Annotated in this window: 24 protein-coding genes; 10 read left to right on the top strand and 14 right to left on the bottom strand. The window is 44.1% G+C overall.

All coding sequences use genetic code 11. From position 1 onward, the window contains the following. The 9 genes from hemC to EE116_RS06925 all read right to left on the bottom strand — a co-directional run bounded on the left by hemC (position 1) and on the right by EE116_RS06925 (position 7,018). Entirely contained in the window at positions 1-930 is a 930-nt protein-coding gene (gene hemC / locus EE116_RS06965) for a hydroxymethylbilane synthase (RefSeq protein ID WP_122873789.1), read from the bottom strand. After that, positions 918-1,355: an FxsA family protein gene (locus EE116_RS06960; RefSeq protein ID WP_122873788.1), complete on the bottom strand. Its 438-nt coding sequence runs from the start codon at positions 1,353-1,355 to the stop codon at positions 918-920. Before EE116_RS06960 ends, hemC begins: the two co-directional genes overlap by 13 nt. Continuing rightward, complete coding sequence (locus EE116_RS06955) at positions 1,352-3,064, bottom strand: proline--tRNA ligase (RefSeq protein WP_122873787.1); 1,713 nt, start codon at positions 3,062-3,064, stop codon at positions 1,352-1,354. The genes EE116_RS06960 and EE116_RS06955 overlap by 4 nt, the downstream gene beginning before the upstream one ends. Continuing rightward, complete coding sequence (gene hemA / locus EE116_RS06950; protein ID WP_122873786.1) at positions 3,061-4,353, bottom strand: glutamyl-tRNA reductase; 1,293 nt, start codon at positions 4,351-4,353, stop codon at positions 3,061-3,063. Before hemA ends, EE116_RS06955 begins: the two co-directional genes overlap by 4 nt. After that, the gene (locus EE116_RS06945; RefSeq protein WP_122873785.1) at positions 4,353-5,246 is read right to left on the bottom strand and encodes a polyprenyl synthetase family protein; all 894 of its coding nucleotides are present in this window, start codon (positions 5,244-5,246) and stop codon (positions 4,353-4,355) included. Before EE116_RS06945 ends, hemA begins: the two co-directional genes overlap by 1 nt. 23 nt (positions 5,247-5,269) lie before the next feature. Then, positions 5,270-5,725: a hypothetical protein gene (locus EE116_RS06940; RefSeq protein ID WP_122873784.1), complete on the bottom strand. Its 456-nt coding sequence runs from the start codon at positions 5,723-5,725 to the stop codon at positions 5,270-5,272. After that, positions 5,718-5,975, bottom strand: a complete 258-nt coding sequence (locus EE116_RS06935) for a DUF2018 family protein (RefSeq protein ID WP_002950971.1) — start codon at positions 5,973-5,975, stop codon at positions 5,718-5,720. Before EE116_RS06935 ends, EE116_RS06940 begins: the two co-directional genes overlap by 8 nt. A gap of 90 nt (positions 5,976-6,065) precedes the next feature. Then, positions 6,066-6,689: an HAD family hydrolase gene (locus EE116_RS06930; RefSeq protein ID WP_122873783.1), complete on the bottom strand. Its 624-nt coding sequence runs from the start codon at positions 6,687-6,689 to the stop codon at positions 6,066-6,068. After that, complete coding sequence (locus tag EE116_RS06925; RefSeq protein WP_122873782.1) at positions 6,686-7,018, bottom strand: hypothetical protein; 333 nt, start codon at positions 7,016-7,018, stop codon at positions 6,686-6,688. The genes EE116_RS06930 and EE116_RS06925 overlap by 4 nt, the downstream gene beginning before the upstream one ends. A gap of 79 nt (positions 7,019-7,097) precedes the next feature. Here EE116_RS06925 and EE116_RS06920 point away from each other — a divergent pair, with 79 nt between their 5' ends. Continuing rightward, positions 7,098-8,369, top strand: coding sequence for an O-acetylhomoserine aminocarboxypropyltransferase/cysteine synthase family protein (locus EE116_RS06920; RefSeq protein WP_122873781.1), 1,272 nt, complete (start codon positions 7,098-7,100; stop codon positions 8,367-8,369). 163 nt (positions 8,370-8,532) lie between these two features. Here EE116_RS06920 and EE116_RS06915 read toward each other — a convergent pair whose 3' ends face one another. The 4 genes from EE116_RS06915 to EE116_RS06900 all read right to left on the bottom strand — a co-directional run bounded on the left by EE116_RS06915 (position 8,533) and on the right by EE116_RS06900 (position 12,060). Continuing rightward, a complete protein-coding gene (locus tag EE116_RS06915) occupies positions 8,533-8,961 on the bottom strand; it encodes a hypothetical protein (protein WP_241091656.1) in 429 nt (142 codons plus the stop codon). A gap of 276 nt (positions 8,962-9,237) precedes the next feature. Continuing rightward, on the bottom strand, positions 9,238-10,683 hold the full coding sequence (locus EE116_RS06910) for a potassium/proton antiporter (protein ID WP_122873780.1): 1,446 nt from the start codon (positions 10,681-10,683) through the stop codon (positions 9,238-9,240). Between the two features lie 125 nt (positions 10,684-10,808). Continuing rightward, positions 10,809-11,186, bottom strand: a complete 378-nt coding sequence (locus tag EE116_RS06905) for a heat shock protein transcriptional repressor HspR (RefSeq protein ID WP_122873779.1) — start codon at positions 11,184-11,186, stop codon at positions 10,809-10,811. 1 nt (position 11,187) lies between these two features. After that, entirely contained in the window at positions 11,188-12,060 is an 873-nt protein-coding gene (locus EE116_RS06900; protein WP_122873778.1) for a DnaJ C-terminal domain-containing protein, read from the bottom strand. Positions 12,061-12,234: 174 nt separating this feature from the next. Between EE116_RS06900 and EE116_RS06895 the strand changes: the two genes are divergently transcribed. The 3 genes from EE116_RS06895 to EE116_RS06885 all read left to right on the top strand — a co-directional run bounded on the left by EE116_RS06895 (position 12,235) and on the right by EE116_RS06885 (position 15,875). Continuing rightward, complete coding sequence (locus EE116_RS06895) at positions 12,235-13,650, top strand: Do family serine endopeptidase (protein ID WP_122873777.1); 1,416 nt, start codon at positions 12,235-12,237, stop codon at positions 13,648-13,650. Between the two features lie 277 nt (positions 13,651-13,927). Then, positions 13,928-14,620 carry a response regulator transcription factor gene (locus EE116_RS06890; protein ID WP_122873776.1) on the top strand — a complete coding sequence of 231 codons (693 nt, stop codon included), beginning with the start codon at positions 13,928-13,930 and terminating at the stop codon, positions 14,618-14,620. A gap of 16 nt (positions 14,621-14,636) precedes the next feature. Next, entirely contained in the window at positions 14,637-15,875 is a 1,239-nt protein-coding gene (locus EE116_RS06885) for an ArsS family sensor histidine kinase (protein ID WP_122873775.1), read from the top strand. Positions 15,876-16,087: 212 nt separating this feature from the next. Here the strand turns inward: EE116_RS06885 and EE116_RS06880 are convergent, their stop codons facing one another. After that, positions 16,088-17,242, bottom strand: a complete 1,155-nt coding sequence (locus tag EE116_RS06880) for a tyrosine-type recombinase/integrase (RefSeq protein WP_002946088.1) — start codon at positions 17,240-17,242, stop codon at positions 16,088-16,090. A gap of 733 nt (positions 17,243-17,975) precedes the next feature. Between EE116_RS06880 and EE116_RS06875 the strand changes: the two genes are divergently transcribed. The 6 genes from EE116_RS06875 to EE116_RS06850 all read left to right on the top strand — a co-directional run bounded on the left by EE116_RS06875 (position 17,976) and on the right by EE116_RS06850 (position 23,745). After that, positions 17,976-19,340 carry a hypothetical protein gene (locus EE116_RS06875; protein ID WP_227932169.1) on the top strand — a complete coding sequence of 455 codons (1,365 nt, stop codon included), beginning with the start codon at positions 17,976-17,978 and terminating at the stop codon, positions 19,338-19,340. Further along, complete coding sequence (locus tag EE116_RS06870) at positions 19,340-19,954, top strand: hypothetical protein (protein ID WP_002946076.1); 615 nt, start codon at positions 19,340-19,342, stop codon at positions 19,952-19,954. The genes EE116_RS06875 and EE116_RS06870 overlap by 1 nt, the downstream gene beginning before the upstream one ends. Beyond that, complete coding sequence (locus EE116_RS06865; RefSeq protein ID WP_002946075.1) at positions 19,951-20,937, top strand: TrbJ/VirB5 family protein; 987 nt, start codon at positions 19,951-19,953, stop codon at positions 20,935-20,937. The genes EE116_RS06870 and EE116_RS06865 overlap by 4 nt, the downstream gene beginning before the upstream one ends. A 10-nt stretch (positions 20,938-20,947) precedes the next feature. Beyond that, a complete protein-coding gene (locus tag EE116_RS06860) occupies positions 20,948-21,241 on the top strand; it encodes a TrbM/KikA/MpfK family conjugal transfer protein (protein WP_002946092.1) in 294 nt (97 codons plus the stop codon). Further along, a complete protein-coding gene (locus tag EE116_RS06855) occupies positions 21,238-22,464 on the top strand; it encodes a toprim domain-containing protein (RefSeq protein ID WP_039888687.1) in 1,227 nt (408 codons plus the stop codon). The genes EE116_RS06860 and EE116_RS06855 overlap by 4 nt, the downstream gene beginning before the upstream one ends. Before the next feature lie 1,038 nt (positions 22,465-23,502). Beyond that, positions 23,503-23,745: a hypothetical protein gene (locus EE116_RS06850; protein ID WP_050771485.1), complete on the top strand. Its 243-nt coding sequence runs from the start codon at positions 23,503-23,505 to the stop codon at positions 23,743-23,745. The last annotated feature ends 12 nt before the right edge of the window (positions 23,746-23,757 follow it).

Below are 23,757 nucleotides of genomic sequence, written 5' to 3'. Positions count from 1 at the left end.
CTATGCCATCTCCTCGGCACGTTTTAGCAGCTCTTTTGCGCCCTTGCCGATAAATATCCGTCCAAGCTCGGCGCCCACGCTTTTCCACTGGCTTTTTTGCGCGACGATATTTTCGCGTATACTTTCGCTACCGTCTGGCAGTCCCACGACGGCGCGTATCTCGATCTTATCGCCGTTTAAATTTGCATTTACGCCGATAGGCACTTGGCAGCCGCCCTCTAGCATCGCGACGAAATCGCGCTCCACGGTCGTTTCTATGACGGCTTTTTCATCTTTTAAAAACTCTATCAAATTTAAAATTTCAGCGTCCTCTCTAGCCTCGATACCCAGCGCCCCCTGCCCCATCGCAGGTATCATTTGATCTAGCTCAAACGGCACGATATGCGCGACTTCGGAGCGTAAATTTAAGCGGTTCACGCCTGCCATCGCTAGGATAATCGCGTCAAATTCGCCCTCTTTTAGCTTGCGCAAACGAGTTTGGACGTTGCCTCGCAGTGAGATTATCTCAAGATCGGGGCGCATCGCTAAAAGCTGCATCTTACGGCGTAGGCTCGTCGTGCCAACGCGTGCACCTTGCGGCAGATCCTCAAATTTAGCGTATTTTTCGCTCAGCATCGCATCTCTCACGTCCTCGCGCGAGCAGATCGCGGCTAACACTAGCCCATCTGGAAAGACAACCGGCACGTCTTTTAGGCTATGCACGGCGATATGCGTTTCGCCGCTTAGCATGCTGTCTTCCAGCTCTTTTGTAAATAGCCCCTTACCGCCGATCTTAGCTAGCGGCGTATCGAGTATCACATCGCCTTTGGTTTTCATACCCGTTAGCTCGACTGCAAGCTCCGGGTGGCGCGATAAAATTTTATCCCTTATATGCTCGCTTTGCCACATCGCGAGCACGCTTTTTCTCGTTGCGATTTTTAGTTTTTCCATATTTGCCTCTTTTCTTCTACGACTTCGACGTCGATGATCTCGCCGTCATCGCGCGGTTTGTCACGTCCGCTCTCAAATTTTTCGTAATAATATTCGCTCCCGCCTTTGCGCTCGCCGCCGTTTTTCAAATTTGCAAAAAACGCGACCGCTACGATCGCCGCACCCAAAACGTCGGTGATAAGCCCCGGGATAAACATAAAAAATCCCCCGATCGCCATACCTACGCTACTAAAGACGTCCGCGGGCTTAAAAAACGTGATATTGCTAGTTAGCTGAAAAAATCCGACGCGAAACATAAAAAATAGCCCCAAAATGGCCGATGCGATAACCTCTAGGACCAAATTTAAAAATCCGTACGCGTGGATAAAAAAATACGCCGCCACGATCTCCAAAATGACGTAGGGCGTAAAAAAATGCTTTATCATAGGCTCTTTAGGCGTGCTAAAATTTCGCTCGCTTTGACGGTTTCTTTAACTAGGCCGCCCCGCGTAACGAGCTCTACCGTGCCTTCTGCTAGCCCCTTGCCCACGATCACGGCATAAGGAAATCCCATCAGCTCAAATTCGCTCATTTTAACGCCAAAGCGCTCGTTTCTATCGTCAAGTAGCACCGAAACGCCCACCTCGCGCAAGCTCTCGTAAAGCCCCTGCGCAAATTTAACGCCCTCTTCGTCCTTTAAATTTGAGATGATGATTTCAAATTTAAACGGAGCTAGGGTTTCGTTCCAGATTATGCCCTTTTCGTCGTGGCTAGCCTCGACGGCGACGGCGACCAGACGGCTAACGCCGATACCGTAGCAGCCCATGATAAATGGTTTTGCCTTGCCGTTTTCGTCCAAAAACGTCGCACCCATCGGCTCTGAGTACTTGGTGCCGAGCTTAAATATATGTCCGACCTCGATGCCTTTACTAACGCTTAAATTTCCGCCGCAGCAAGGGCATTTATCGCCCGCTTTTACGGCGGTTAGGTCCTTGAAGCGCTCAGCGTTAAAGCTGCTAACGCTAACGCCGACGAAGTGATAATCTCGCTCGTTTGCGCCGCAGATCATCTGCGACTCGCCCTCAAGCTCCTTATCGATGTAAAACTCCACGCCCTTTAGCCCGACCGGCCCGCAAAATCCTCCCACTAACCCGGCCGCCGCGATCTCGGCTTCGGTCGCGTCCGCTAGCTCGAGCGCCCCGCACGCGTTTTGAGCTTTGACCTCTTGTAGCTCATCCTCGCCGCGCACGAAAAATACTACGATTTTCTCGCTCTTTTCGCCTTTGGCGTCAATGAAAATCGCCTTTTTTATCACCGCTTTTATGCAGTAAAACTCATCAACTCTAAAAAACTCCGCCACGTCTTTGATGGTTTTGGCATTAGGCGTTAAAAATTTAGCCGCGTCAGCCTCCGGTCTTTCGGCCTGCGTCGTTCGTTTTGCGCGGGTTGCGGCCTCTATGTTTGCGGCGTAGTCGCAGTTTTCGCATACGATGATGTCGTCCTCGCCGCTATTTGCCAGCACCATAAACTCTTTGCTTCCGCTGCCGCCTATCGCGCCGCTATCGGCTCTAACCGCACGGAAATTTAACCCGAGGCGAGTAAAAATTTTGCTATAAGTTTTCTCCATCAAGTCAAATTCGCGGTCCAAATCCTCGGCATTTGCGTGAAAGCTATATCCGTCCTTCATCAAAAACTCGCGCCCTCTAAGCAGCCCGAATCTCGGCCTTGCTTCATCTCTAAATTTGGTATTCATCTGATACAAATTTAGCGGCAGTTGCTTATAGGACGTCACTTTGCCCCTCACGAGCGCGACGACGCTCTCTTCGTTTGTCGGGCTTAAAACGAAGTCGTTTTCCTTGCGATCTTTAAAGCGCAAAAGCTCCTTGCCGTAGACGTCAAAGCGTCCGCTCTCGCGCCAAAGATCGGCGGAGGTAACAAAGCTCATCGAGATCTCCTGCGCGCCCGCCTCGTCAAGCTCCTCTTTGACGATATTTTTTATATTTTCAAGCACTCGTTTGCCAAGCGGCAAAAAGTTGTAAAGCCCGCTACCTACCTGCTCGGCATAGCCCGCTCGGAGCAAAAATTTATGACTTGCCAGACTCGCGTCTTTTGGCGCTTCTTTTGCCGTCGGCGCGTAAAGTTTGCTAAATTTCATTCGTTCTCCCATTCAAATTCGTTATTTTCTTCTTGCGGCGTTTGCTCCGCGATGTTAAAGATTTCCCCGACGGCTCTTAGTTGCGCTTCACTTCCCGCAGCTCCAGCGAGGTTTTTTAAATTTATCGTCGGCGCGTGCAAAAACGCCCTAAAAACCTGATGTATGAGGCGGTACGCTTCATCTTTGTCGCTATGTTTTAGATAGCCCTTTTTTAGGGCTTTTGCGAGTTCTCTCTCGGCGCACTCTTTAGCCTGCTCTCTTATACCTTTTATTAGCGGCGTAACTGCTAGTTCGCGCAGCATTTGGAAAAATGCCGCCGTATTTCGCCCGACGATGCCGTATGCGATCTGAGCTTGCTCCTCGCGTAGGGCGAGGTTTTTATTTACGATCTCCTGCAGGTCGTCCACGGCGTAAATTTTGATATTTTCGCTCTCCGTGATAGCGATATCGCGCGGTACGGCGATGTCGAAAAAATAACGTTTAAACTCCTTTGGCTCTACCATAGAGTCGATCAAGACGGGATGCGGCGCGGCGGTCGCAGAAAATATGATTTGATATTTATTTATGTACTGCGCTACGTTTGAAAGCGCGTCGTATTCGTTATTATCCCCCAGCGTCAGGGCCAAATTTTTAGCTCGTTCTTTATTTCTGCTGACGATTATCGTTCGCGCGCCGCTTGCGATTAGGTGCTTTGCGGCTAGCTCCGCCATCTCGCCAGCACCCACGATCACGGCTACCATACCGTTTAGCGTGCCAAAAATCTCCTTTGCCTTCGCCACCGCGACGCTTGAGACCGAGATCGGGTTTTTGGAGATCTCGGTTTTGTTTCGCACCTCCGCCGCGCACTTAAAGGCAAACTCCATCGCTCTACCGAGCTTTGCGCCGCATTTGCCGTTAGCTCGGGCAAATTTATACGCCTCTTTTAGCTGCCCCGCGATCTGCGTTTCACCGATAACAAGGCTATCTAGCGAACTAGCAACGGCAAAGAGATGATGCACGGCGCCGTTATCCTCGTAGATGTCGGCTCTGCTTTGCAGTTCTTCAAAAGGGATGCCGCAGATGAGCGACATGCAGGCGATGATGTGCTTGCTAGCGCCTTCGACCGTCTTTACGCTAGCGATGATCTCGACGCGGTTGCAGGTGCTTAGCACCATACATTCGTTGATGTTTTGGCTGGAGCTAATGAGGCGTAAAATTTCGTTTTTGCGCTCGATGTTAGAAAAAGAGAGCTTTTCGCGCACGGATATATCGGTGTTTTTGTGCGTAAAGCTCACGCTTGCGTAATGCATTAAAATTCCCTATCTATCATTGATTTTACGATACTTTCTAAGCCGTCTATATTAAATTTCTCTACCGATTTTATCGCCTGCTCGCCTAAATTTTTAGCCACTTCTATGCTTTTTTTTATCGCACCCGTTTCGTTCATCTTCGCCCTCACCCAGCCCTGCTCGGACTCGCTAAGATCCTTTTTAAATAGGCTTTTTAGTTTATCTTTGTCCGCTTCGTTTAAGCTTTCGTAAAGATAAATGTAAGGCAGCGTCGTTTTACCCTCTTTAAAGTCGCTAAAATTCGGCTTTCCAAGCGTCGCGGCATCTTGCGTGACGTCTAGGATATCGTCGATTATCTGAAATGCTAGGCCTAGGTTTTTACCGTAAATTTTAAAATTAGACGCGTCAAGTCCGGCCAGCATCGCTCCGACCGCGGCGGCAGCCTCGATTAAGACGGCGGTTTTGTAGTAGATCATCGTTTCGTACGCGGATTTGTCTTCGTTAAATTTAGCCGAGAGATCCACGTCCATCATCTCGCCCACGCTTAGCTTGCTAACCGCGCCCGATATCTCGCCCGCGATCTCGTGCGGAAATTTAGATAGTTCGTAAAAGCCCTTCGAATAGAGGATATCGCCTAGCATAACAGCGTTTTTAGTGCCGAAGCTCGCGTTTATACTAGGGCTTCCGCGCCTGGTGTCGGCGTCGTCGATCACGTCGTCGTGAAGCAAACTGGCTAGGTGAATAAGCTCGATAATCGCGCAAATTTTGAGACTCTGTTCGCTCTCGCCCGCTATCTTTAAAAGCAGCTTAGAGCGCAGCTTTTTGCCCGAATTTATCCGAGCAAACATCGCATTTGCAGGCTCGTAACCAAGCTCAGCGATAAAATTTTTCATTATCAGATCGATTTTTTCCATTTATGCTCACTTAAATTTTGCTTTTATCTGGCGTTTTGCGCGCTATTTTGAGCGCCGCTCTGCTTTCTTGGCGGGTCCAAAAACTCAACATCTACGCGCTGTTCGTCGTCGTTTATCCGCACGCGAAACTTCGCTACGCCTTGCTTAAAATCCTCAAAAACAAGGTAAAGCGCGACGCGGTCGCTAGGCGGAAACTTAAGGTCCGGTATCAAAGTCTGCTTATAGGTCTCAAGGCCGCGCCTTAGCGACATAACAAGCTGGCGAGGATAGTTTCGGTAGCGCGAATGCACGATGATGTTCGTGTTATCAAAAAGCGTCCAACGAAAATCAAAGCTCTCGCGCTCGTCCGTGCCCTTTTTGGTTACGAAAACCCGCGCCCACTCGTCTTTTTTGAGCTCAAAAAGGTGCTCTTCCTCGAAATTTACCGCGCCGAAAGCCAGCGATAAAAACAACGAAAATATAACGGCTATTTTACTCATTTTGACTTAAAATATCCCCACTAAGCCCGATATAAATGTCGTTTAGCCGCTCATTTACAAGGGTCTGATTTTGAGAAATAAACGAATTTTGCGCCGTTTCGTCAAAGCCGTTTTTTTCACAAAATTCGCTCATCGCGATAAATTTTTCAAAGGTTTTTTCAAGTTCATTTTCGACTAAATTTTTGTTCGCGTTAAATAAAATTTCAAAGAATTTTTCTCTCGGACTTTGAGAAAATATATCATAATCCATAAATTTTAAAACCTTTCGCAAATCTTAAAATACATACTATTTTTTGTAAAATCTTACCTAAAATCATACGTACTATAATACGCTAAATTTTTATAACTTCTCGATGTATAGGGCTGCTTCAGCCACCGTAAAGATATTGTCGCAGCTCGGGCTTTTGCTACCGAAACCCCAACAAACGTTTATATATTTCATACCTGCATTGCGTGCGGCAAGCTCGTCTTTTTTACTATCTCCGACAAATATCGCTTTATCAAATTCGCCTGATTTTAGTATCAAATTTAACATCGCCGGATCTGGTTTTTGAGGTACGTTTTCATCCACTCCTACTATGAGATCGAAAAATTTAAATATCCCGCTTCTTTGTAAAATTTCATCCAAGGTGTATCGCGGCGCATTGCTAGCTAGAGCGACGAAGTGCCCGGCCTCTTTTAGTCCGGCTAGCAGCCCATCGACGCCCTCGTATGCCGCGGCGTATTCGCGGTAGTTTTTCTTAAATTTAGCTTCAAAGTTATCCCGCAGTTTCATATCAGGCTTATCGATACCGTAAAAGTCAAGCCCCAAATTTCGCCCAGGCTCGTTTATGGCCTTTACGATAAACTCGGCCGCCAGATCGCCCTCAAGCCCCAGCTCGCGCCGCACCTCGTTTACCGTCTCGCAGATCGCTTTTGCGCTATCTATGAGCGTGCCGTCCATGTCAAATATCACGCATTTCACTCTTCGTCCTTATATTTTTTTCTATGTTTTTCTTTTTTATACGTTTTTTGGTTTTTTAGCTTTTCTAGCGCGTTGGCGCAGGCCACCAGTTCGCCTCTCTCGCCGCCTTTTACGACTAAATTTACGAAATTTTCAAGAGACTTCGAGTAGGCGTTATCTAAAAAAACCGGCTCGATCTTGCGTAAAATTTCGGCATTTTTGCCGACCCTAGCGCGAAATTCGTCCTCGTTAAAATCCTCTCTTTTTAGCGCGCTAATCGCGGCTTTGGCGAATTTTTCCAGGCCGCGCAGGTATTTTACGCGCTTAAATTTGTCGTTTTGTTCAGCCATTTTTTCCTTTCAAAAGCCCAATTATACCAATTTAAACTTTTAGCGGTTATAATGCGCGCAAATTTTACAAGGAGAAAAAATGCAAAAAGAGACGATCGCCACGCACTACGGCTACGATACCAAGGTTGGCCCGGGCGCCATGGCGGTGCCGATTTACCAGACTACGGCTTATGATTTCGGTAGCGCCGAGATGGCCGCGGCGAGATTTCAGCTAGAAGCTGCGGGCCACATCTACACGAGGCTCGGCAACCCGACGACGGACGTACTAGAGAGCCGTATAGCCGCACTCGAGGAGGGCTCGGCCTCTATCGTGACAGCCAGCGGTCAGGCGGCGATTTTTTACTCGATCGCAAATTTAGCCGCAGTCGGCGACAACATCGTCGTAGCAAAGAAAATTTACGGCGGGACGATGGTTCTTTTCATGCACACGCTTAAGCGTTTCGGCATCGAGGCGCGAGTGTTTGATAGCGACAGCGCGGACGATCTTGAAAATTTTATAGACGACAAAACGCGCGCGATATTTTTTGAGACGCTATCAAATCCGCAAATCGCAATCCCGAATTTTAAAAAGATCGTCGAGATCGCGGACAAGCACGGCGTCGTAACGATCACAGATAACACCGTGCCTACGCCGATCATTTTCCAGCCGCTAAATCACGGCGTAGACGTCGTCGTGCATAGCGCGAGCAAATATATCTGCGGCCAGGGCCTAAGCCTAGCGGGCGCAGTCGTAGCTAGCAAAAATTTAAACGCCAAACTAGTCGGTAACGCCAGATACGCGCACTTTAACGAGCCTGATGAGAGCTATCACGGGCTAGTTTACGCTCAGATGGCGGATAAATTCGACATCTACACGCTGCGCATGAGGGTGGCTTTGGTGCGCGATATAGGCGCTACGATCTCGCCTTTTAACTCCTGGCAGCTCATCCAGGGGCTTGAGACTTTGAGCGTTCGTATCGAGAGACACTCGCAAAATGCGCGCAAAATCGCCGAGTTTTTAAACTCGCACAAATACGTAAAACGCGTAACTTATCCGACGCTAAAAAGCGACTCGGAGCACGAAAAGGCGCAAAAATACTTTAAAGACGGTATGGCTAGCGGGCTAATGTGCTTTGAAACCGATAGCTATGAGCGCGCCGTAAAGATGCTGGGCAAAGTAAAGCTCTTTAAAATCGTCGTAAATATCGGCGACTCAAAGTCGCTCATCACGCACCCGGCCTCCACTACGCATCAGCAGCTCTCAAGCGAGGAGCTAATAAAAGCAGGCATAACAAAAGAGCTAATCAGAATAAGCGTCGGCCTAGAAAACGCAGACGACCTCATCGCCGATCTGTCGCAGGCTTTGGAGTAGAATAAGGCTAAATTTGAAAGATAAATTCGGCTAAATTTAAGCTAAATTCAAATATACCCCTTCGGCGGTTTCACCGCCCTAGGGCTAAGCGCTAGATTGTTAAATTTGATCAAGAGGGCTTCCCTCTTGATCCTTGGCTCGTTCAAGCTCAAATTTGAGCAGGCTACTTGTCTTTTTTCTTATCTGCTTTTTCTTTTATCTCTTCCGCCGCTTCAATATCGACGCGGCGAGAATTCTTAACGCTGGCGTCATCGGTATAAACTTTTTGGGCTTCCTCTAACTCGGTTTTAGCTTTGCCAAAATTCATCTGGGCGGTTTCTAAATTCATTGTAGGATTATCAGCGTCCGCCAGCTCGGCTTTTGACGTTACCTTGCCCGTAACGAGGTTTCTGCCGATAGTCGTATCAAGGTCGCGTTTGGCGCGCTCCGCAGTGCCACGATTAATAGAACACTCCATTTTACCGCCAATCATTACCCCCCCCCCCCCAATATATTTAGGTCTATTTTTCGGGTCATTGCAATCCACTTTGGCAAAAACATTTAAAGAAAATATGCTTAAAACTAGTGCTATAAATAATGTTTTATTTTTCATCTTTAACGCCTTTTTCTTTATCTTTTTTAAGTCCGTTTTTATTTCTTAATCTACGAAACGCGCTTGAAAATGTAGATAAAATCAAATCCTTAAATTTCATTTCTGTTTCCTTTCTTTAAAATTTACGCAAACGACCGATCGCCGCACCAAAGTAGAAAATAAACCCCGCCATCCTTTTTGCTTTTTATTCGTAAATTTGCGCCAAATTTATCTGCTCGCCGCAAGATCAAATTTAACGCTAACGGCAGTAAATTTAAACCGACGCTACGGCAAAATTTACGCCGTAAACGTTTTTAAGGTTTCGTTGTACTTATTTTCGTCCTCACACTGAATCAGTAGCAAGTCGCCCTCTTCAAACACCGATGAGCCGGTAGGTTTGATGTACTCGCCCTTGCGCTTGATAAGTAGCACCAAAAAGTCGCTAGGAAGCTCGAGCTCGGCTAGGTTTTTACCGACGACTTCGGCGTCAAAGCGTATGGTGTGCTGGCGCAAAGTATGGTAAAAGATCGGCAGGTTCGACATCTCGACCTCTTCGGCTACGACATCTTCTTTGACGCCGCATTTTTGCGCGACCTTTTCTAGCGTCATACCCTGGATGATGATCGAGACGAATACTATGAAAAATATCGTGTTAAAAATCAGCTCCGAATTTGGCAAATTTGCGCCGAACGGATAAGTCGCAAGTACGATAGGAACGACGCCTCGAAGCCCGACCCACGAGATAAATATCTTTTCTTTGATATTGTATCTAGAAAGCAAAAGCGAGAGAAAAACACCCATAGGACGTGCGACGAACATGATCCAAAACGCGACCACGGCGCCCGCAAGCGCGACGGCCGGTAGCTGAGATGGATTTACCAAAAGTCCCAGCGTCAAAAAGATAACGATCTGCATCGTCCACGCGATACCGTCGTGAAAACCGATCAAATTTTTCTTATGCGCAAACTCTTTTTTATTTATAAACATACCCGCGATATACACGGCAAGAAAGCCGTTGCCGCCGACCTTGCCGGCTAGCACGTATAAAAGCATCACCCAAGCCATCGAAAATACGGGGTAAAGTCCCCAGTACTCAAGCCTTAGGCGGTTAAAAAGCCCGGGCAGCGCGACGCCGAACATATATCCCATCAGCCCGCCCAGCAAAAACTGCTTCACCAGCGTTAGCGCTACATCCGGAACGCTAGGAATCGTGGCTATGGAGATGATTTGTATCATCGTGACGGTTAAAAAGATAGCCATCGGGTCATTTGATCCAGACTCTAGCTCCAGAAGCGGACGGATGTTGTTTCGCAGCGAAATTTCCTTTGCCCCAAGTATCGCAAATACTGCAGCAGCGTCGGTCGAGGAGATGATAGAGCCAAATAGCAAGGCTTCAAGCCAGTTAAAATCTAATAGATATTTTACAAGCACGGCTATCATGCCGGCAGTTAGCACGACGCCAAGAGTCGCTAGGATGATGCCGTTTACCATGACGGGGCGGATGGATTTTAAATTTGTATCGAGGCCGCCTGCGTAAAGTATAAAAATAAGCGCGATAGTGCCCACGTCTTGGGCGATTTGGCGATTGTTAAAATCAAGCCCCAGCAGTCCGTCCGAGCCCGCGAGCATGCCCACGGCCAAAAATACGACTAACGACGGGATACCGAATCTATCAGAAACCTTGCTAGAGACGATACAAGCGATAAGTAGAATAGAAAAAAATAATAAAAAAGTTTCTAACATTGTGCCTCATTTGAGTTCAAAGCGGGGCAAATTTAAGGCTAAATTTAGTACCCTTAAAGCCTCAAATTTGGCGCGTTTTGTAAATAAATTTTACCCGATTTTACCTTTTTAACGGATAAAAAGGATTAATTTTTATCATCATAAAAGATGAGATCAAAGCTATTTTTGCGCTTTACCAGAGCCTTTTTAGACGGCACGCCGCCCTGCTCCATTTTGGCTAGCTCCTCTTTCATCTGCTTTATCATGACTTCAGACTGCTCGATCTGCTCTTTTAGCTGCAAGATGATATCGACGCCTGCTAAATTTACGCCAAGATCGCGCGTTAGACGTAGTATCATCTTGATGCGGTCCATGTCTTTTTCGGAGTAAAGGCGCATCTTGCCATCGGTTCTTGATGGCTCTAGTAGCCCCTCGCGCTCGTATTGGCGAAGCGTCTGCGGATGTATGGAGAGCACCTTTGCTACGACGCTTATTAGATATACCGGTTCTTCGTATTGTTTCATCTTATGCCTCCGGGAGTTTTTGCTTCATGAGTTCGGCTAGCTCGCCGTCTAGGGCATTTATATCCGGCAGAGACACGCGCACCCGCAAGTATAGATCGCCGAATATCCCGCTTTTTCTATTTTGCACGCCGTATCCTTTGAGCCTGATTTTTTGCCCGGATTTTGAGTTTTCGGCGATTTTTATCGTGACGTCTTTTTTAGGCGTTTTTACGTCTATCTTGCCGCCAAACATCATCGTTTTTAGCGGGATTAGCACGTCTTTATATAGATCGTCGCCGTCTCTTTCGTACTCGTCGCTAGGCGCGATATTTACGGTCAGTATCAGATCTCCGCGGCCGCCGCTACCTTTGCCTTTTATGCGTAGCTTTTCGCCGTCGTTGATTCCGTTTGGGATTTTTATTTTGATGTTTTCGCCGTTAAAATTTATCGAATGTTCGCCGCCCTTTACCGCTACGTCAAACGGGATAGTTACCTTTGCGCGGGAGTCTAGATCCTCATCATCCTCAAAGCCGCTAAAACCGCCTGTCTGTCTAAAACCGCTAAAGCCGCTTCTACTTGAAAATCCGCTAAAGCCGCCTCCGCCGAAGATATTTTTTAAAATTTCGTCCAAATTTCCCATACCCGAGCTGCTCGCAAAGTCGTGGAAATTTTGCCCGCCAAACATCGCGTCACCGTGCCTATCGTACTGCGCGCGCTTTTTTTCGTCGCTTAAAATTTCATACGCGGCGTTTATCTCTTTAAATTTATCCTCCGCGCCCGGGTCTTTGTTGATATCGGGATGATACTTTCGAGCCAGCCTGCGATAGGCCTTTTTGATCTCGTCGCCGGTGGCCTTTTCGGACACCCCTAACGTTTCGTAAAGACTATTGCTCATGTTATGTCCTTATAGTCAATTAATTTTATAGCGATTATAGCATAAAGGTTTAGCGTATGTCAATCAAGTATAGTAAATAAAACGATTTTAAACGACTTAAATAATAATTAACTTTACGTTGAGCTTAACGCCATATAATCGCGCTTTGAAAAAATTTTATCAAAAGGAAAAGTAATGAAAAAGATAATGATATTATCTTTGGCTACTTCTTGCGCGATCTTTGCCGCAAGCATAAACTTTAACGAACCCGCAGAGGATTTTACGAGAATAAATCCGGAATTTAACAAAAACGTCGTCCTGTCCTACAACAGCTCTATCGCCGACGCTAAAAAATCGGTCGTAAATATCTCCACCACAAAAACCGTCAGCAGCAACGTAGCAGATATGAATGATATGTTTAGCGATCCGTTTTTCAAGGACTTTTTCGGATTTCAGTTTAACATCCCTCAAGAAAAACAAAAAAGCAGCTCGCTGGGATCTGGCGTCGTCATATCTAACGACGGCTACATCGTGACGAACAACCACGTCGTAGAAGATAGCGACGAGATCGTCGTCACGCTGCTAGATAGCGATAAAGAATATAAAGCCAAAATCATCGGCACCGACCCAAAAACCGACCTAGCCATCATAAAAATAGACGCCAAAGAGCTAAAAGCTATACCGTTTGCCGACTCGGCTAAACTGATGGAAGGCGATATCGTATTTGCCATCGGAAATCCTTTCGGCGTAGGCGGCAGCATCACTCAAGGCATAGTTTCAGGCCTAAATAAAGACAACATAGGTCTTAATCAATACGAAAATTTCATCCAAACCGACGCCTCGATAAACCCAGGCAACTCAGGCGGTGCGCTAGTCGATAGTCGCGGCTATCTAGTCGGTATAAACTCAGCCATACTTAGCCGCAGCGGCGGAAACAACGGCATCGGCTTTGCCATCCCGTCAAACATGACTAAAGATATCGCCAAAAAGCTCATCGAAGACGGCAAGATCGAGCGCGGATATATAGGAGTTATGATAGCAAATCTCAACGAACAACAAAAAGAAATCTATAAAAACAAAGAAGGAGCGCTCATTAGTAGCGTAGAAAGCGGCCTCCCTGCCGATGTCGCAGGACTAAAACGAGGCGATCTCGTAATCAAAATCGACGATAAAGAGATCAAAAATGCAAACGACCTAAAAAATCTCATCGGCTCTCTAGCTCCAAACAAAGAGATCACGCTAACCTACGAACGCTCCGGCAAAATCGAAACCGCCAAGATAAAACTAGCTAATGCCAATACAAAAACAAACACCCCGGCGGCAAAAAACGGTACGGCTATCGAGGGTCTTAGCGTCACGGCGATCGACGATAACGCAAGGTATAAATACCGCCTAGCCCCTGATGCTACAGGCATCCTAGTAACAGACGTAAAAGCTGGCTCAAATGCCGAAAAAATCGGCTTTGAAAAAGGCGACATCATCATCCAAATCGCCGAGGAAAATATCAAAAATATGGATGACTTTAACAAAGCCCTAGCAAGCGCTAAAGGCAAAAAGACGCTCGTTTGGGTTAATCGCGGCGGACTTTTCCAAGGTCTTGTTATAAAATAATTTCTACATTTAAGGCGCGGGCAACTGCGCCTTTTCTTTTAAATTTTCCAAATTTTATTTCAAATTTTACCAGTCAAATTTAATGTTCCTCCATTTCTAAATTTAAACTGATTAAATTTATAGATTCAAATTTGCGCGTCTTAGTTTGGCTCAAATTTTACCAAGCTTAACAAAAACGTCCGTCTACAAGCTGTAAGCGTAGAGTAGCAAAAAGACAAGCCGCTACCGCCATTAAAAATTTACTCAAAACTCGCTATAATCCCCCAAAGGACATAAAATGATAAAAATTTTGATGATTGAAGACGATTTGGAGCTGGCGGAAATTTTGACCGAGTTTTTAGCTAAAAGCGATATGGATGTAAAGACTGCGGAGGAGCCATATATCGGGCTTTCGACGCTAAACGTAGAAAAATTTGACCTTGTTATACTGGACCTCACGCTGCCGGGACTTGACGGCCTAGAGGTGTGCAAAGAGATTCGCAAACGCCACGACGTACCCATCATCATCTCAAGCGCGCGCCACGACATCACCGATAAGGTAAACGCCCTAGATAACGGCGCCGACGACTACCTACCAAAGCCATACGACCCGCAGGAGCTGCTAGCTCGTATCAAAAGCCACCTGCGCCGCCAAAGCGCGGTAGCGGGTGCAAATTTAAGCGGCGCAAAGGAGCCTGCGCGCGAGAAAGATATCGCGGTAGATGATTTTAAGCACGTCATCACGCTAAAAGGCGAGCCGTTAAATTTGACCGCAGCAGAGTACGACATCCTAAAATACATGCTACAAAAAGAAGGCGGCGCCATCACGCGCGAGGAGTTCATCTACAACTGCGCGAGCATCAGCGAGGACTCGACGAACAAGAGCATCGATGTCATCATCGGCCGCATCAGAGGCAAGCTAGGCGACGACCCCAAAGAGCCAAGATACATCCACGCTATCCGCGGCATCGGCTACAAGCTAATGCAGTAAATTTTAAAGCCCGCAAATGAAACGCTCATCGGTTTTTTACACTATCACTTTTATCTTTGCTTTGGCGCTAACAAGCATATTTCTCGCGTTTTTGTGGCTGATGGACTACGACAAACAAAACTACGCGCGCGAGCTAAACGCCAAATATTCCACGATCGCTAGAAATCAGCTCTTTTTGATGAGCGGTATCATAAACGAAAAAGAATACGAGCGTCAAACGGGCGACTTTAAGATGCCTGAGATCACGAATGAGCGGCAAAAAGAGGAGATCCTGGCAAACGCAACCGTGCTTGAGGAGATATCCGCAGATATCGGCTCTAGCGCTATCATGATCTATCAAAATCACCACTATCTAAAAGTACAGCACGTGGATAAAGTCCTGCTTTTAAAGGATAATGACTATCAGCCATACCGCTACGACATCATCAAGATCATCTTTTCGTTAGTCGCGATCATACTTCTTGCCGCTTACGTTTTTGTTATCAGGAAGCTAAAACCGCTAAGAAAGCTAAAGCGCCAGATAGCCAAATTTGCCGCGGGTGAGATCGACGAAGTACAAAACGTCAGCAGCGGAAACGACGAAATTTCAGAGGTCGCGGAGGCGTTTTACGACGCTGTGTCCCAGATTAAAAACTTAAACGCGTCGCGCAAGCTGTTTTTAAGAAATATAATGCACGAGCTAAAAACGCCAATTACCAAAGGCCGCCTCGCTGCCGAAATGATCGAAAAAAGCAAAAACCAAGAGCGACTCGTGTCGGTGTTTATAAAACTCGAAAATCTCATAAACGAATTTGCCGCCGTCGAGCAAGTCACCTCAAACATCGCGCTAAATAATACTAAAATTTGCCGTATCGACGACGTCATCGACGAGGCTCTGGATATCGCGATGGTAGATCCCGGACAGGTCACCATTAGCAAGCTAGAGGACGTGAATCTAAAAGCGGACTTTAAGTTGCTGGCTATCGCCGCAAAAAACATGATAGATAACGCTCTAAAATACTCTCCAAACAAGCACGTAAATATAACTATCACGCGAGAGTCGATCAAATTTATCAACGAAGGCGAGCGGCTGTCGAAGGAACTACGCCACTACGTCGAGCCATTTACCAAGGGTGAAAGCGCGCAAAAAAGCTTCGGTCTGGGGCTCTACATCGTAGAAAATATAATCAAAGCACATAAGCTAACTCTGGGCTACGAATACAAAAACGGACTAAACGTATTTAGCTTTGAAAATCTGCAAAATATCGCGGCGTAGAAGTAAATTTGAGCGTTTTGTAAAATTTGCGGGGCGCGAGGTAAATTTGAGCTGAAATTTAAAGCGAGCCGTTTTTGCTTAAATTTTATAAGTCGCAGTGCCGTAAAAACGCCGTTTCTACGCATTAAAAGAAGTAAAATTTTAATCTATTTTTAGTAAAATTTAATCTTATTATAACATATTTTTTAAAATAAGATGTCTAATATTAAATTTTAAATGACGACGTCATTTAAAAAAACTGCCCTTTGTTTAACTTCTTTTGGCAGATACTTCGCATAGGAACGATAAGTCTCGTTCAAATCCTTATGACCCATCATTTTGCAACCCACCCACATAGGCTCCTCGCCGCGACTTAGCATGACGGAAGCAAATGAATGTCTAGTATCGTAAAGCCTACGAGTATTATAGCCAAGTTTTGCTTGCAAATCATTAAATTTAAGTCGCATCATAGACCGAGAAAGCCTAAAAATCCGCTGACCTTTGTCGCTGCTATCAAGCTTTATAAGCTCATTATAGACGATTTGCAGCATATCGATCGTGCGGTTGCTAGATTTAGTTTTGGGCGAATCCACGATGCCGACGTCCGAAAGCGTTTTATTTATCCGGATTTGCCTATTTTCAAAGTCGAGATCGCCGAAAGTAAGAGCTAAAATTTCACCGGTTCTAGCACCGGTAAAGAACGCCACGACCAAAAACAGCCGCAGCTCGTCGTCGGCATTTTTAATGAGTTCTAAAATTTCATCAAGGCTAAACGGTGGAAATTTTTCATCCTCTAATTCATCGAGATGCTGCTTAAATCTAGGAATAAAAAACGGATTTTTGGAGATTATGTCATTATTTACGGCATATCGAAAAACCATCTTAAAAAAGGAGCAGTAGCCGCTAATGGAGCTATCTTTTAATCCTTTATCCTTGCAAAATTTAACGAATTCTACGCTGTGATGCCTCTCAAAGTCGGCTAGGTAAAAAATACCATTAGAGCTTAAAAATTCTGTGATCGTATGGCTCATAATCACGTAAAGTCGCCTAGTTTTATCCTTTAAAAAGGACTTCTCGGCAAGGAGGCGATCGATCACGCTATCAAAGCTAAACTCGCTAGAATTTTTAGTAGCGCCGGCGTCTTTCTCCCCTTTTCTAAGGAGCCTGTCGGTCTGCAAGTCCTCGAGCTCGCGATACCGGCGTTTAGCCTCCGCGATATCGGATTTAGAGCCGAGAAATAAATCATAATTTTTACGAACGAAATCAAACGCCAGAGGCGATTTTTTAAGACCCGTAGCACGGCGAATTCTAACGCCGTCCCTTTGGCAATCGATATAAAAACGTCCGTGCTGCACATAGATATTTTTATTTTTTTCTAAATTTTTCATACGAGTAACTTTATCAAAATTTAATTAAAAGTAAGCGAAAAGTAGCCGTCTTTAAGGTTAAAATTTTTTGAAGTAAAAATTTTTTGCTTAAAGTGCGATTTTACGGAGCTTGAAATTCTTAAAATTGACAAAAAAGCGGTTAAGAAAAGCGATTTTTTACAAAATGCCTCGAATAATTTTTAAGATTAGTAGCTAGAAAGTATATTAAAACAAAGAGATATAGGATACTTAATGGCCTAATGAAAAATTAAATAAAAAGTTTAAGTTTTTACAAAATGCCTCGCCTCCTACCTATATGTAAAAAACAAATTTAAAAAAGGGAAAAAATAAAATTTAGATAGAGTCTGTGTTGCTGAAAATTTAAATTTTTAGAATTTTTAAATTTTAATTAAATTTTAGATAACTTAAATTTTTCTTAAAAATATATTTATATAAACAGAAAAGAAATTTTAAAAATTAATAGTTAATGCGGCGAGAAAATTTTAAATTTGAAGCTGGATTTTTAAATTTTAAATCAGTTAGGCCTTTAAAACGATTTTAAAGGCTATTAAAGCCGCATAGATAAAAAAATAAGAAAAGAATAGGGAAAAAGCTTATTTTTGATTGTAGAGCATTTAAAAGGCATTTGTGAGCATTTTTGAATTTTAGTATTTTTTATATATCACTTTTTAAAAGTTTTTTAAATTTAACAAATGATAGACTGCTGAAAAATAATCTATCAAAAGGATTTAAGGTGGCAGAAGAGCTGACGCAAGAGCAAATGGCCGAATGGGCATATCTAAGCGAGAATGAACAGACGCTCATGGCTTCAAACATACGCAAAGGGGAAGAAAACGAGCCGCAAACGCAAAACAAAGATATGTACGATACCAGAAACAAGATTTTAGATTGCCAGCAGGCCATAGCAAACACCGGATTATTCAAAAGCAATGAAACGAGCGCGGTAGCTTGCGTAAGAGAGTTTTATACCGCATATGGAACGGACGACGATAGTAAGGTTCAAGAAGCGATCAACGATATTTATAAAACTAATATGAGTCTAAGGGATGTGACCGAAATAAAAGAGCTCACCCTAAGAGAAATGAATATGGATTTAAAAGAGGACTTCGACAACGGCAAAGAATATACGATACGAGATATTAACAAGAAATTTACCTATGAAGTAACGGGAGCGGCAAATTTAAGCAAAGACGCACAGCAAGCCGTAGAAATACTAGGCGAAAAAGAGCTGGTAGACGCGAAAGTTGAAGAAAAGCAGCAGGAGTTAGACGAATTTAAAAGCCCGAAAGCAAAAAGAGAGTTCGTAAAAGATAGATTAGACGGCGTAGAAAAAAATGAGTCCTTAAAAGAGAGTCTGCAAATTTTAAAAGAGAAAGAAAAAATAGAAGAGCAAATCAAGGCAAAAGAGGAGCAGATCGCCAAAAAGGAAAAAGGGGAAGAAAAAGAGCCAAGCCCCAAGCAAAACGAGCCTCAGCCGAGCAAAGAAAGCGGTGCGGAGCAAGAGGACTGGAACAAGCGAGCTGACGAGCTAGAGATGCAGCACGAAAAGGAGCTCGAAGATCTCAAAGATCAGCAATCAAAGCTTGAAGCGAATTTTCAAAAATCGATCGACAACCTCATGAATAGCGACGGGATAAACAACATTATAACCGCGCTGCAAGAGATGGACAGAAGCCTTGAAATGATGCTTAAGCAAGGCAAGGAAGAAAGCATCGCAAAAGATCGTCAGCGCCAAGAAAAGCTTGATCTAGCCTTTGACAGCCCAAAATTTAAAGAGGCAGTGGGCGATCTGGTAAAGGACGTATATGCGCAACGCAAAAAGGTCAAAGGCGGTTTTAAAGAGATGGAAAACGAGCGAGCCAATTACGCCAAATTGCAAACGACCTACGAAAAGGAAGCCAAAAAAGGGCTTGACGTCAAAGGATACGAAAAGCTAAAAAAGATGATGGGCGACATCGAAAAAGAAACGCCGAATTTTAAGGACAGCTACCCTAAATTTTATCAAAAGGTAAATGATACGCTAGCACAGACCAAGGATAAAATTTTAAACAAGGCCAAAGGGCAAGAAAATGAAAACGACAGAGGCAGGAGCCTATAATGAATAATATAACGCCAAAACAAAGAAGAAACGTCATCGAGGGCGACTTGGAAAATTACGTCAAAAGCGAAAACGATTTTTTGAGCCTTAGGAAGAGCTTTATAGATTTAAATTTTAGCCTAGCCCTAGCGTGCGAACATGACGAACAAAGGGCTAAAAAATACCTAGACGCAGCCAAAGAGATACAAGGACTGGAAGATAAGCAAGACGAGAGAGGAAAGTGGGAAATAAACGAAGATAACAACAAAAAAGTGATGATCCCACACAAGGATGATGAAAAATTTCAAAACAAATTCGAAAAAGAAAACCCAGTCCTTTTCAGACAACTACAAAACGAGCTAGAGCTCATGAATAACGAAGCGAGGCTGTATGAAAAAATCAAGGACAACAAGGATAAAGGCATAGATAAATTAACGCCGCTTTACGTAGAGCTGCAAGAGGGGCAAATCGACGTAAAAAGAAAATACGGAGACGAGGTGGGCAAACCGATAGATGCGGATAGATTTAGGTACAGCTATCCGAATGCTACCAAAATGCTAGAACAAACCATCGAAAAATGGGCTGAAAAGGAAACTAAAAAAGAAAATACCGAGCAGAGAGGAAGAGAGATATGAAGAAAACATTAATATCTATCGGTGCGGCAACGGCGCTATTTTTTAGCAGCGCAAACGCAGGAGGCGTTCCGGTCATAGACGTGGCCGCGATAGCGCAAGCGGTGGTGGGTTACACCCAAACCCTAAAAGACTATGCCGAGCAAATCAGACAGTACGAGCAAATGGTCAAAGATACGCTAAATTTTGAAAAGCAAATGGCCGAGCTTGGCGTAGATATGAATAGTATCTACGATATACTGGGCGACGCGCAAAGTATGATCAGCCAAATGCAAAGCATCTACGACAACGTCAAAAATATCCCCAATGACGTAATGGGCGATATAGCAAGAGTACAAAATGCATGCTCGTTTTTGGAGAACAATAGCCAATTTTTCGGAATGACACTAGGAAAAACCAAAAGTTCAATCAAGAGCAAGGTCAATCGCTGCACCTACGCATTGCGAGACGGCGCAAATTTAAGCAAAAGCATAGACGAGCTGACCGAGCAGATGAATAAAGCCGTCGATCCTATCCAAAGAGCGAACTATCAAGCGCAAATCAACAACATAAAAAACGCCGAGAAATTTCTGCAAGAAAGGGATAATATCGAGAAAACAAACGCCCTGTTAGCCTTTGAAGATACGTTTCATAGCGACGATAAGACCAATCCTTACTCAAAAGCGAAAATGAACGACGATTTAAAGCAGCTTTCAAAGCAGCTAAGCAAGTCAAACAACCAAAAGCAAGCTCAAGCCCTCACGAACTCGATACTGCTTAAAATTTTAGAAAATTTACAGCACCAATACGAGCTGAATATCAACTACACCAGCACGATGGCGACCGGCAAGCAATTAAGCGAGAGTGGCAGCAATAAAAATTTAACCGAAGAGAGCTTTAATCAGTCGGTCGTAGAATACAAGCGCAACGACGCCATATTTGAGCCCGAAACCAAGCAGCTTCCGAAAGACGAGCTGGGATTACCTAAATTCGTATATTTCAAATAAAGGGGAAAGAATGAAAAAACTAGTTTTTAGTTTGATCGTAGGCGCAATTTTTGCAGCAAGCGGCGCGACCGCAAAAGAGACGAGTGCAAAGGATACGGCGACGAAGGCGTCCGCTCCAAAAGAGTTCGGCGACGTGTTTACCGGCGATAAGAAGCTGGCATGCGAAGCGGTGCTATGCCTCGCGAGCGCTACGCGTCCGCCGGAATGCGCCCCAAGCCTTAAAAAGTACTATTCGATTACGGCTAAAAAGGCGCACAAGCAGGCTCAAAAAAGAAAAGCATTTTTGGATCTGTGTCCAAGATGAAAGAAAATCTAGTCGAGCTTGCACTTGACGAAATTTTAAAAAACAACGGCTACTTTGAAAAAAGAGACAAAAGTAGCCGGAACTATAAAACGCTTACGAACGACTATGGCGATACGATAGTCATATCGCGCCAATCAAACGGCCACTACTTATATTTTAATCCAAACGATAGCACCGATCGGGGCAATATTTACAGCTTCGCTAAAAATCGCGGAGTAGAAGTAAAAGATTTAATAGACGAAGACAAAATAAAAGATATAAAAGAATTACAAAACAATACTATATACAAAGCAACTACTAAAAAAATCGATAATGAAATAATAGAAAAATTTAAAAAATTAGATAAGACGAGCAAAAATTCATTTTTAGTCCTCAAAAGAAAATTAAGCGCCGAGCTCTTGGCGCAATTTAGCAGCCTAAAAAAGGACGGCAAATACCAAAACGCAGTCGTGCCAACATACACGTTAGCGTCGGTACAAACGGACGCCGGCACGAAAGAATTTTTAAAGCAAAGCGGAACGATAAGCTATCTCTCAAAGCCCTTAACGCACGATCCGCAAGGAAAACCTTACGATAAGCCAATCAAGCAGCTTTGCAACGGAAACAAGGGGCTAGAAATTTTAAAAGCCGATAACGCGCATAAAAGCCCCAAAGATTTTAAAAGTATCATAATCAGCGAGAGCATGATCGACACGCTATCGTTTTGCGAAATGAGAGGGATAAATTTACAAGAGACGCTGCTATGCTCGACCAATGGGCAAATATCGGCGGCGCAAAAAGATGCGATTAAGGCGCTTCGCAAACTCGCCCCGGATGCAAAATTTACGCTAGCGTTCGATAATGACGATCGCGGCAAGGAGTTTGGCAGGATCGTAGAACAGATAGTGCCCAACGCCAGCAGGGAAATGCCGATATTAAAGGATTTTAACGATGATTTGGTAGTCGGCAAGGCATTAGGGCTAGCAGCGCGCAATATCAGCAAAGAAAGCATTTTAAAGCCTTTGGGCGAGCTTGGCAAGAAAGTAGAGTATTTATCAAAGAAATATGATTTTTTAGAGCCTTGCGCAAAGAATGAGCGCGTAAATGAGCTTTTAAGATTTAATCCTTCAAAATTTAAAGAGATAGCCTCAAAGGTGCAGCGTTTAGCCGGAATGAGAGAATGCTTTAAGCGACTTGATCTCGTCGAAAGAAAAATCGACGGGGAGTATTCTAGGGCTATATGATTTATAAAATGCTGCCCGATCTGGGTAGGCAAATTTTAGGTCGGTTTTTAAAGTTTAAGGTTTAAATAAGTTTTTAAAATTTGCATTTTATCCCCTTTTCTTGGGGGTTTGCTCGGATTTTGAATAAGTAGAATTTTTACAAAATGCCGTCCATGATGCCCACTGCGGAACTGGATAAATATGATTTTATAAACATTGCTCAATCCGGGCAATCAAAATTTAGGTCGGTTTTTGAAGTTTAAGGTTTAGATAAGCTTTCAAAAATTATATTTTATCCCCTTTATTTAGGAGTTTGCTCGGATTTTGAATAAGTAGAATTTTTACAAAATGCCGTCCATGATGCCCACTGCGGAACTGGATAAATATGATTTTATAAACATTGCTCAATCCGGGCAATCAAAATTTAGGTCGGTTTTTGAAGTTTAAGGTTTAGATAAGCTTTCAAAAATTATATTTTATCCCCTTTATTTAGGAGTTTGCTCGGATTTTGAATAAGTAGAATTTTTACAAAATGCCGTCCATGATGCCCACTGCGGAACTGGATAAATATGATTTTATAAACATTGCTCAATCCGGGCAATCAAAATTTAGGTCGGTTTTTGAAGTTTAAGGTTTGGATAAGATTTTAGAAATCGCATTTCAATCCCTATTCTTGGGAGTTTGCTCGGATCTGGGATAAGTATAATTTTTACAAAATGCCGTTCATGTTGGCGGTCTGCACTAAGGTGCTGCCGTGCCGAAGCCGAGCCTAAGGTCTCGGCTTCTAGGGGTTTAATCGGGGATACCCCGCAACGCCCCTAAATATAGGAGCTGCCGCCAACGACGGCAGCGGGAATTAAAAAGGGAAAAGAAAATCAAATTTGGGCTTAAATGAGGCTTAGATTTTTAATTTATTTTTAGGTTATTTTTACTTTTTTGATATTTTATATTTTTATATATTTTAATTATTTAATATTTTATTATTTAATATTTTATTATTTATTAAGTTAAAAAGCGGTATAATTGTTTTATAAATTAAGAAGAAAGGAACTTAAAAAGATGAAATTAACAAACGCGATTAAACTACTTAACCAATACGGCGAAGTTAAACAAGACGAAACCGGAGCGAGGATCGAGATAGACGGCTGGACTTACGGCGCTAGCACGAATTGGAACGAGCAGGAGGTTCTGTTTTTATACTGCGAATGCGGCGCAAATACATGGAATAGGCAATTTTATTCATATAATACGCTAAAAGGCCTTAAAGATTGCATGGACAGATACATCCGGGCGACGGCATAGCAGGAAGCTGAA

It is taken from the genome of Campylobacter showae (assembly GCF_900573985.1).
Taxonomy (GTDB): domain Bacteria; phylum Campylobacterota; class Campylobacteria; order Campylobacterales; family Campylobacteraceae; genus Campylobacter_A; species Campylobacter_A showae_E.
The sequence above is the reverse complement of the archived record's forward strand: the minus strand, read 5'-3'. Positions and strand labels throughout refer to the sequence as shown.

Bases quoted from the DNA above. Each gene is read 5' to 3' on its own strand.
- hemC (WP_122873789.1), bottom strand. From the start codon at position 930: ATGGAAAAACTAAAAATCGCAACGAGAAAAAGCGTGCTCGCGATGTGG.
- EE116_RS06960 (WP_122873788.1), bottom strand. From the start codon at position 1,355: ATGATAAAGCATTTTTTTACGCCCTACGTCATTTTGGAGATCGTGGCG.
- EE116_RS06955 (WP_122873787.1), bottom strand. From the start codon at position 3,064: ATGAAATTTAGCAAACTTTACGCGCCGACGGCAAAAGAAGCGCCAAAA.
- hemA (WP_122873786.1), bottom strand. From the start codon at position 4,353: ATGCATTACGCAAGCGTGAGCTTTACGCACAAAAACACCGATATATCC.
- EE116_RS06945 (WP_122873785.1), bottom strand. From the start codon at position 5,246: ATGGAAAAAATCGATCTGATAATGAAAAATTTTATCGCTGAGCTTGGT.
- EE116_RS06940 (WP_122873784.1), bottom strand. From the start codon at position 5,725: ATGAGTAAAATAGCCGTTATATTTTCGTTGTTTTTATCGCTGGCTTTC.
- EE116_RS06935 (WP_002950971.1), bottom strand. From the start codon at position 5,975: ATGGATTATGATATATTTTCTCAAAGTCCGAGAGAAAAATTCTTTGAA.
- EE116_RS06925 (WP_122873782.1), bottom strand. From the start codon at position 7,018: ATGGCTGAACAAAACGACAAATTTAAGCGCGTAAAATACCTGCGCGGC.
- EE116_RS06920 (WP_122873781.1), top strand. From the start codon at position 7,098: ATGCAAAAAGAGACGATCGCCACGCACTACGGCTACGATACCAAGGTT.
- EE116_RS06915 (WP_241091656.1), bottom strand. From the start codon at position 8,961: ATGAAAAATAAAACATTATTTATAGCACTAGTTTTAAGCATATTTTCT.
- EE116_RS06910 (WP_122873780.1), bottom strand. From the start codon at position 10,683: ATGTTAGAAACTTTTTTATTATTTTTTTCTATTCTACTTATCGCTTGT.
- EE116_RS06905 (WP_122873779.1), bottom strand. From the start codon at position 11,186: ATGAAACAATACGAAGAACCGGTATATCTAATAAGCGTCGTAGCAAAG.
- EE116_RS06900 (WP_122873778.1), bottom strand. From the start codon at position 12,060: ATGAGCAATAGTCTTTACGAAACGTTAGGGGTGTCCGAAAAGGCCACC.
- EE116_RS06895 (WP_122873777.1), top strand. From the start codon at position 12,235: ATGAAAAAGATAATGATATTATCTTTGGCTACTTCTTGCGCGATCTTT.
- EE116_RS06890 (WP_122873776.1), top strand. From the start codon at position 13,928: ATGATAAAAATTTTGATGATTGAAGACGATTTGGAGCTGGCGGAAATT.
- EE116_RS06885 (WP_122873775.1), top strand. From the start codon at position 14,637: ATGAAACGCTCATCGGTTTTTTACACTATCACTTTTATCTTTGCTTTG.
- EE116_RS06880 (WP_002946088.1), bottom strand. From the start codon at position 17,242: ATGAAAAATTTAGAAAAAAATAAAAATATCTATGTGCAGCACGGACGT.
- EE116_RS06870 (WP_002946076.1), top strand. From the start codon at position 19,340: ATGAATAATATAACGCCAAAACAAAGAAGAAACGTCATCGAGGGCGAC.
- EE116_RS06865 (WP_002946075.1), top strand. From the start codon at position 19,951: ATGAAGAAAACATTAATATCTATCGGTGCGGCAACGGCGCTATTTTTT.
- EE116_RS06860 (WP_002946092.1), top strand. From the start codon at position 20,948: ATGAAAAAACTAGTTTTTAGTTTGATCGTAGGCGCAATTTTTGCAGCA.
- EE116_RS06855 (WP_039888687.1), top strand. From the start codon at position 21,238: ATGAAAGAAAATCTAGTCGAGCTTGCACTTGACGAAATTTTAAAAAAC.
- EE116_RS06850 (WP_050771485.1), top strand. From the start codon at position 23,503: ATGAAATTAACAAACGCGATTAAACTACTTAACCAATACGGCGAAGTT.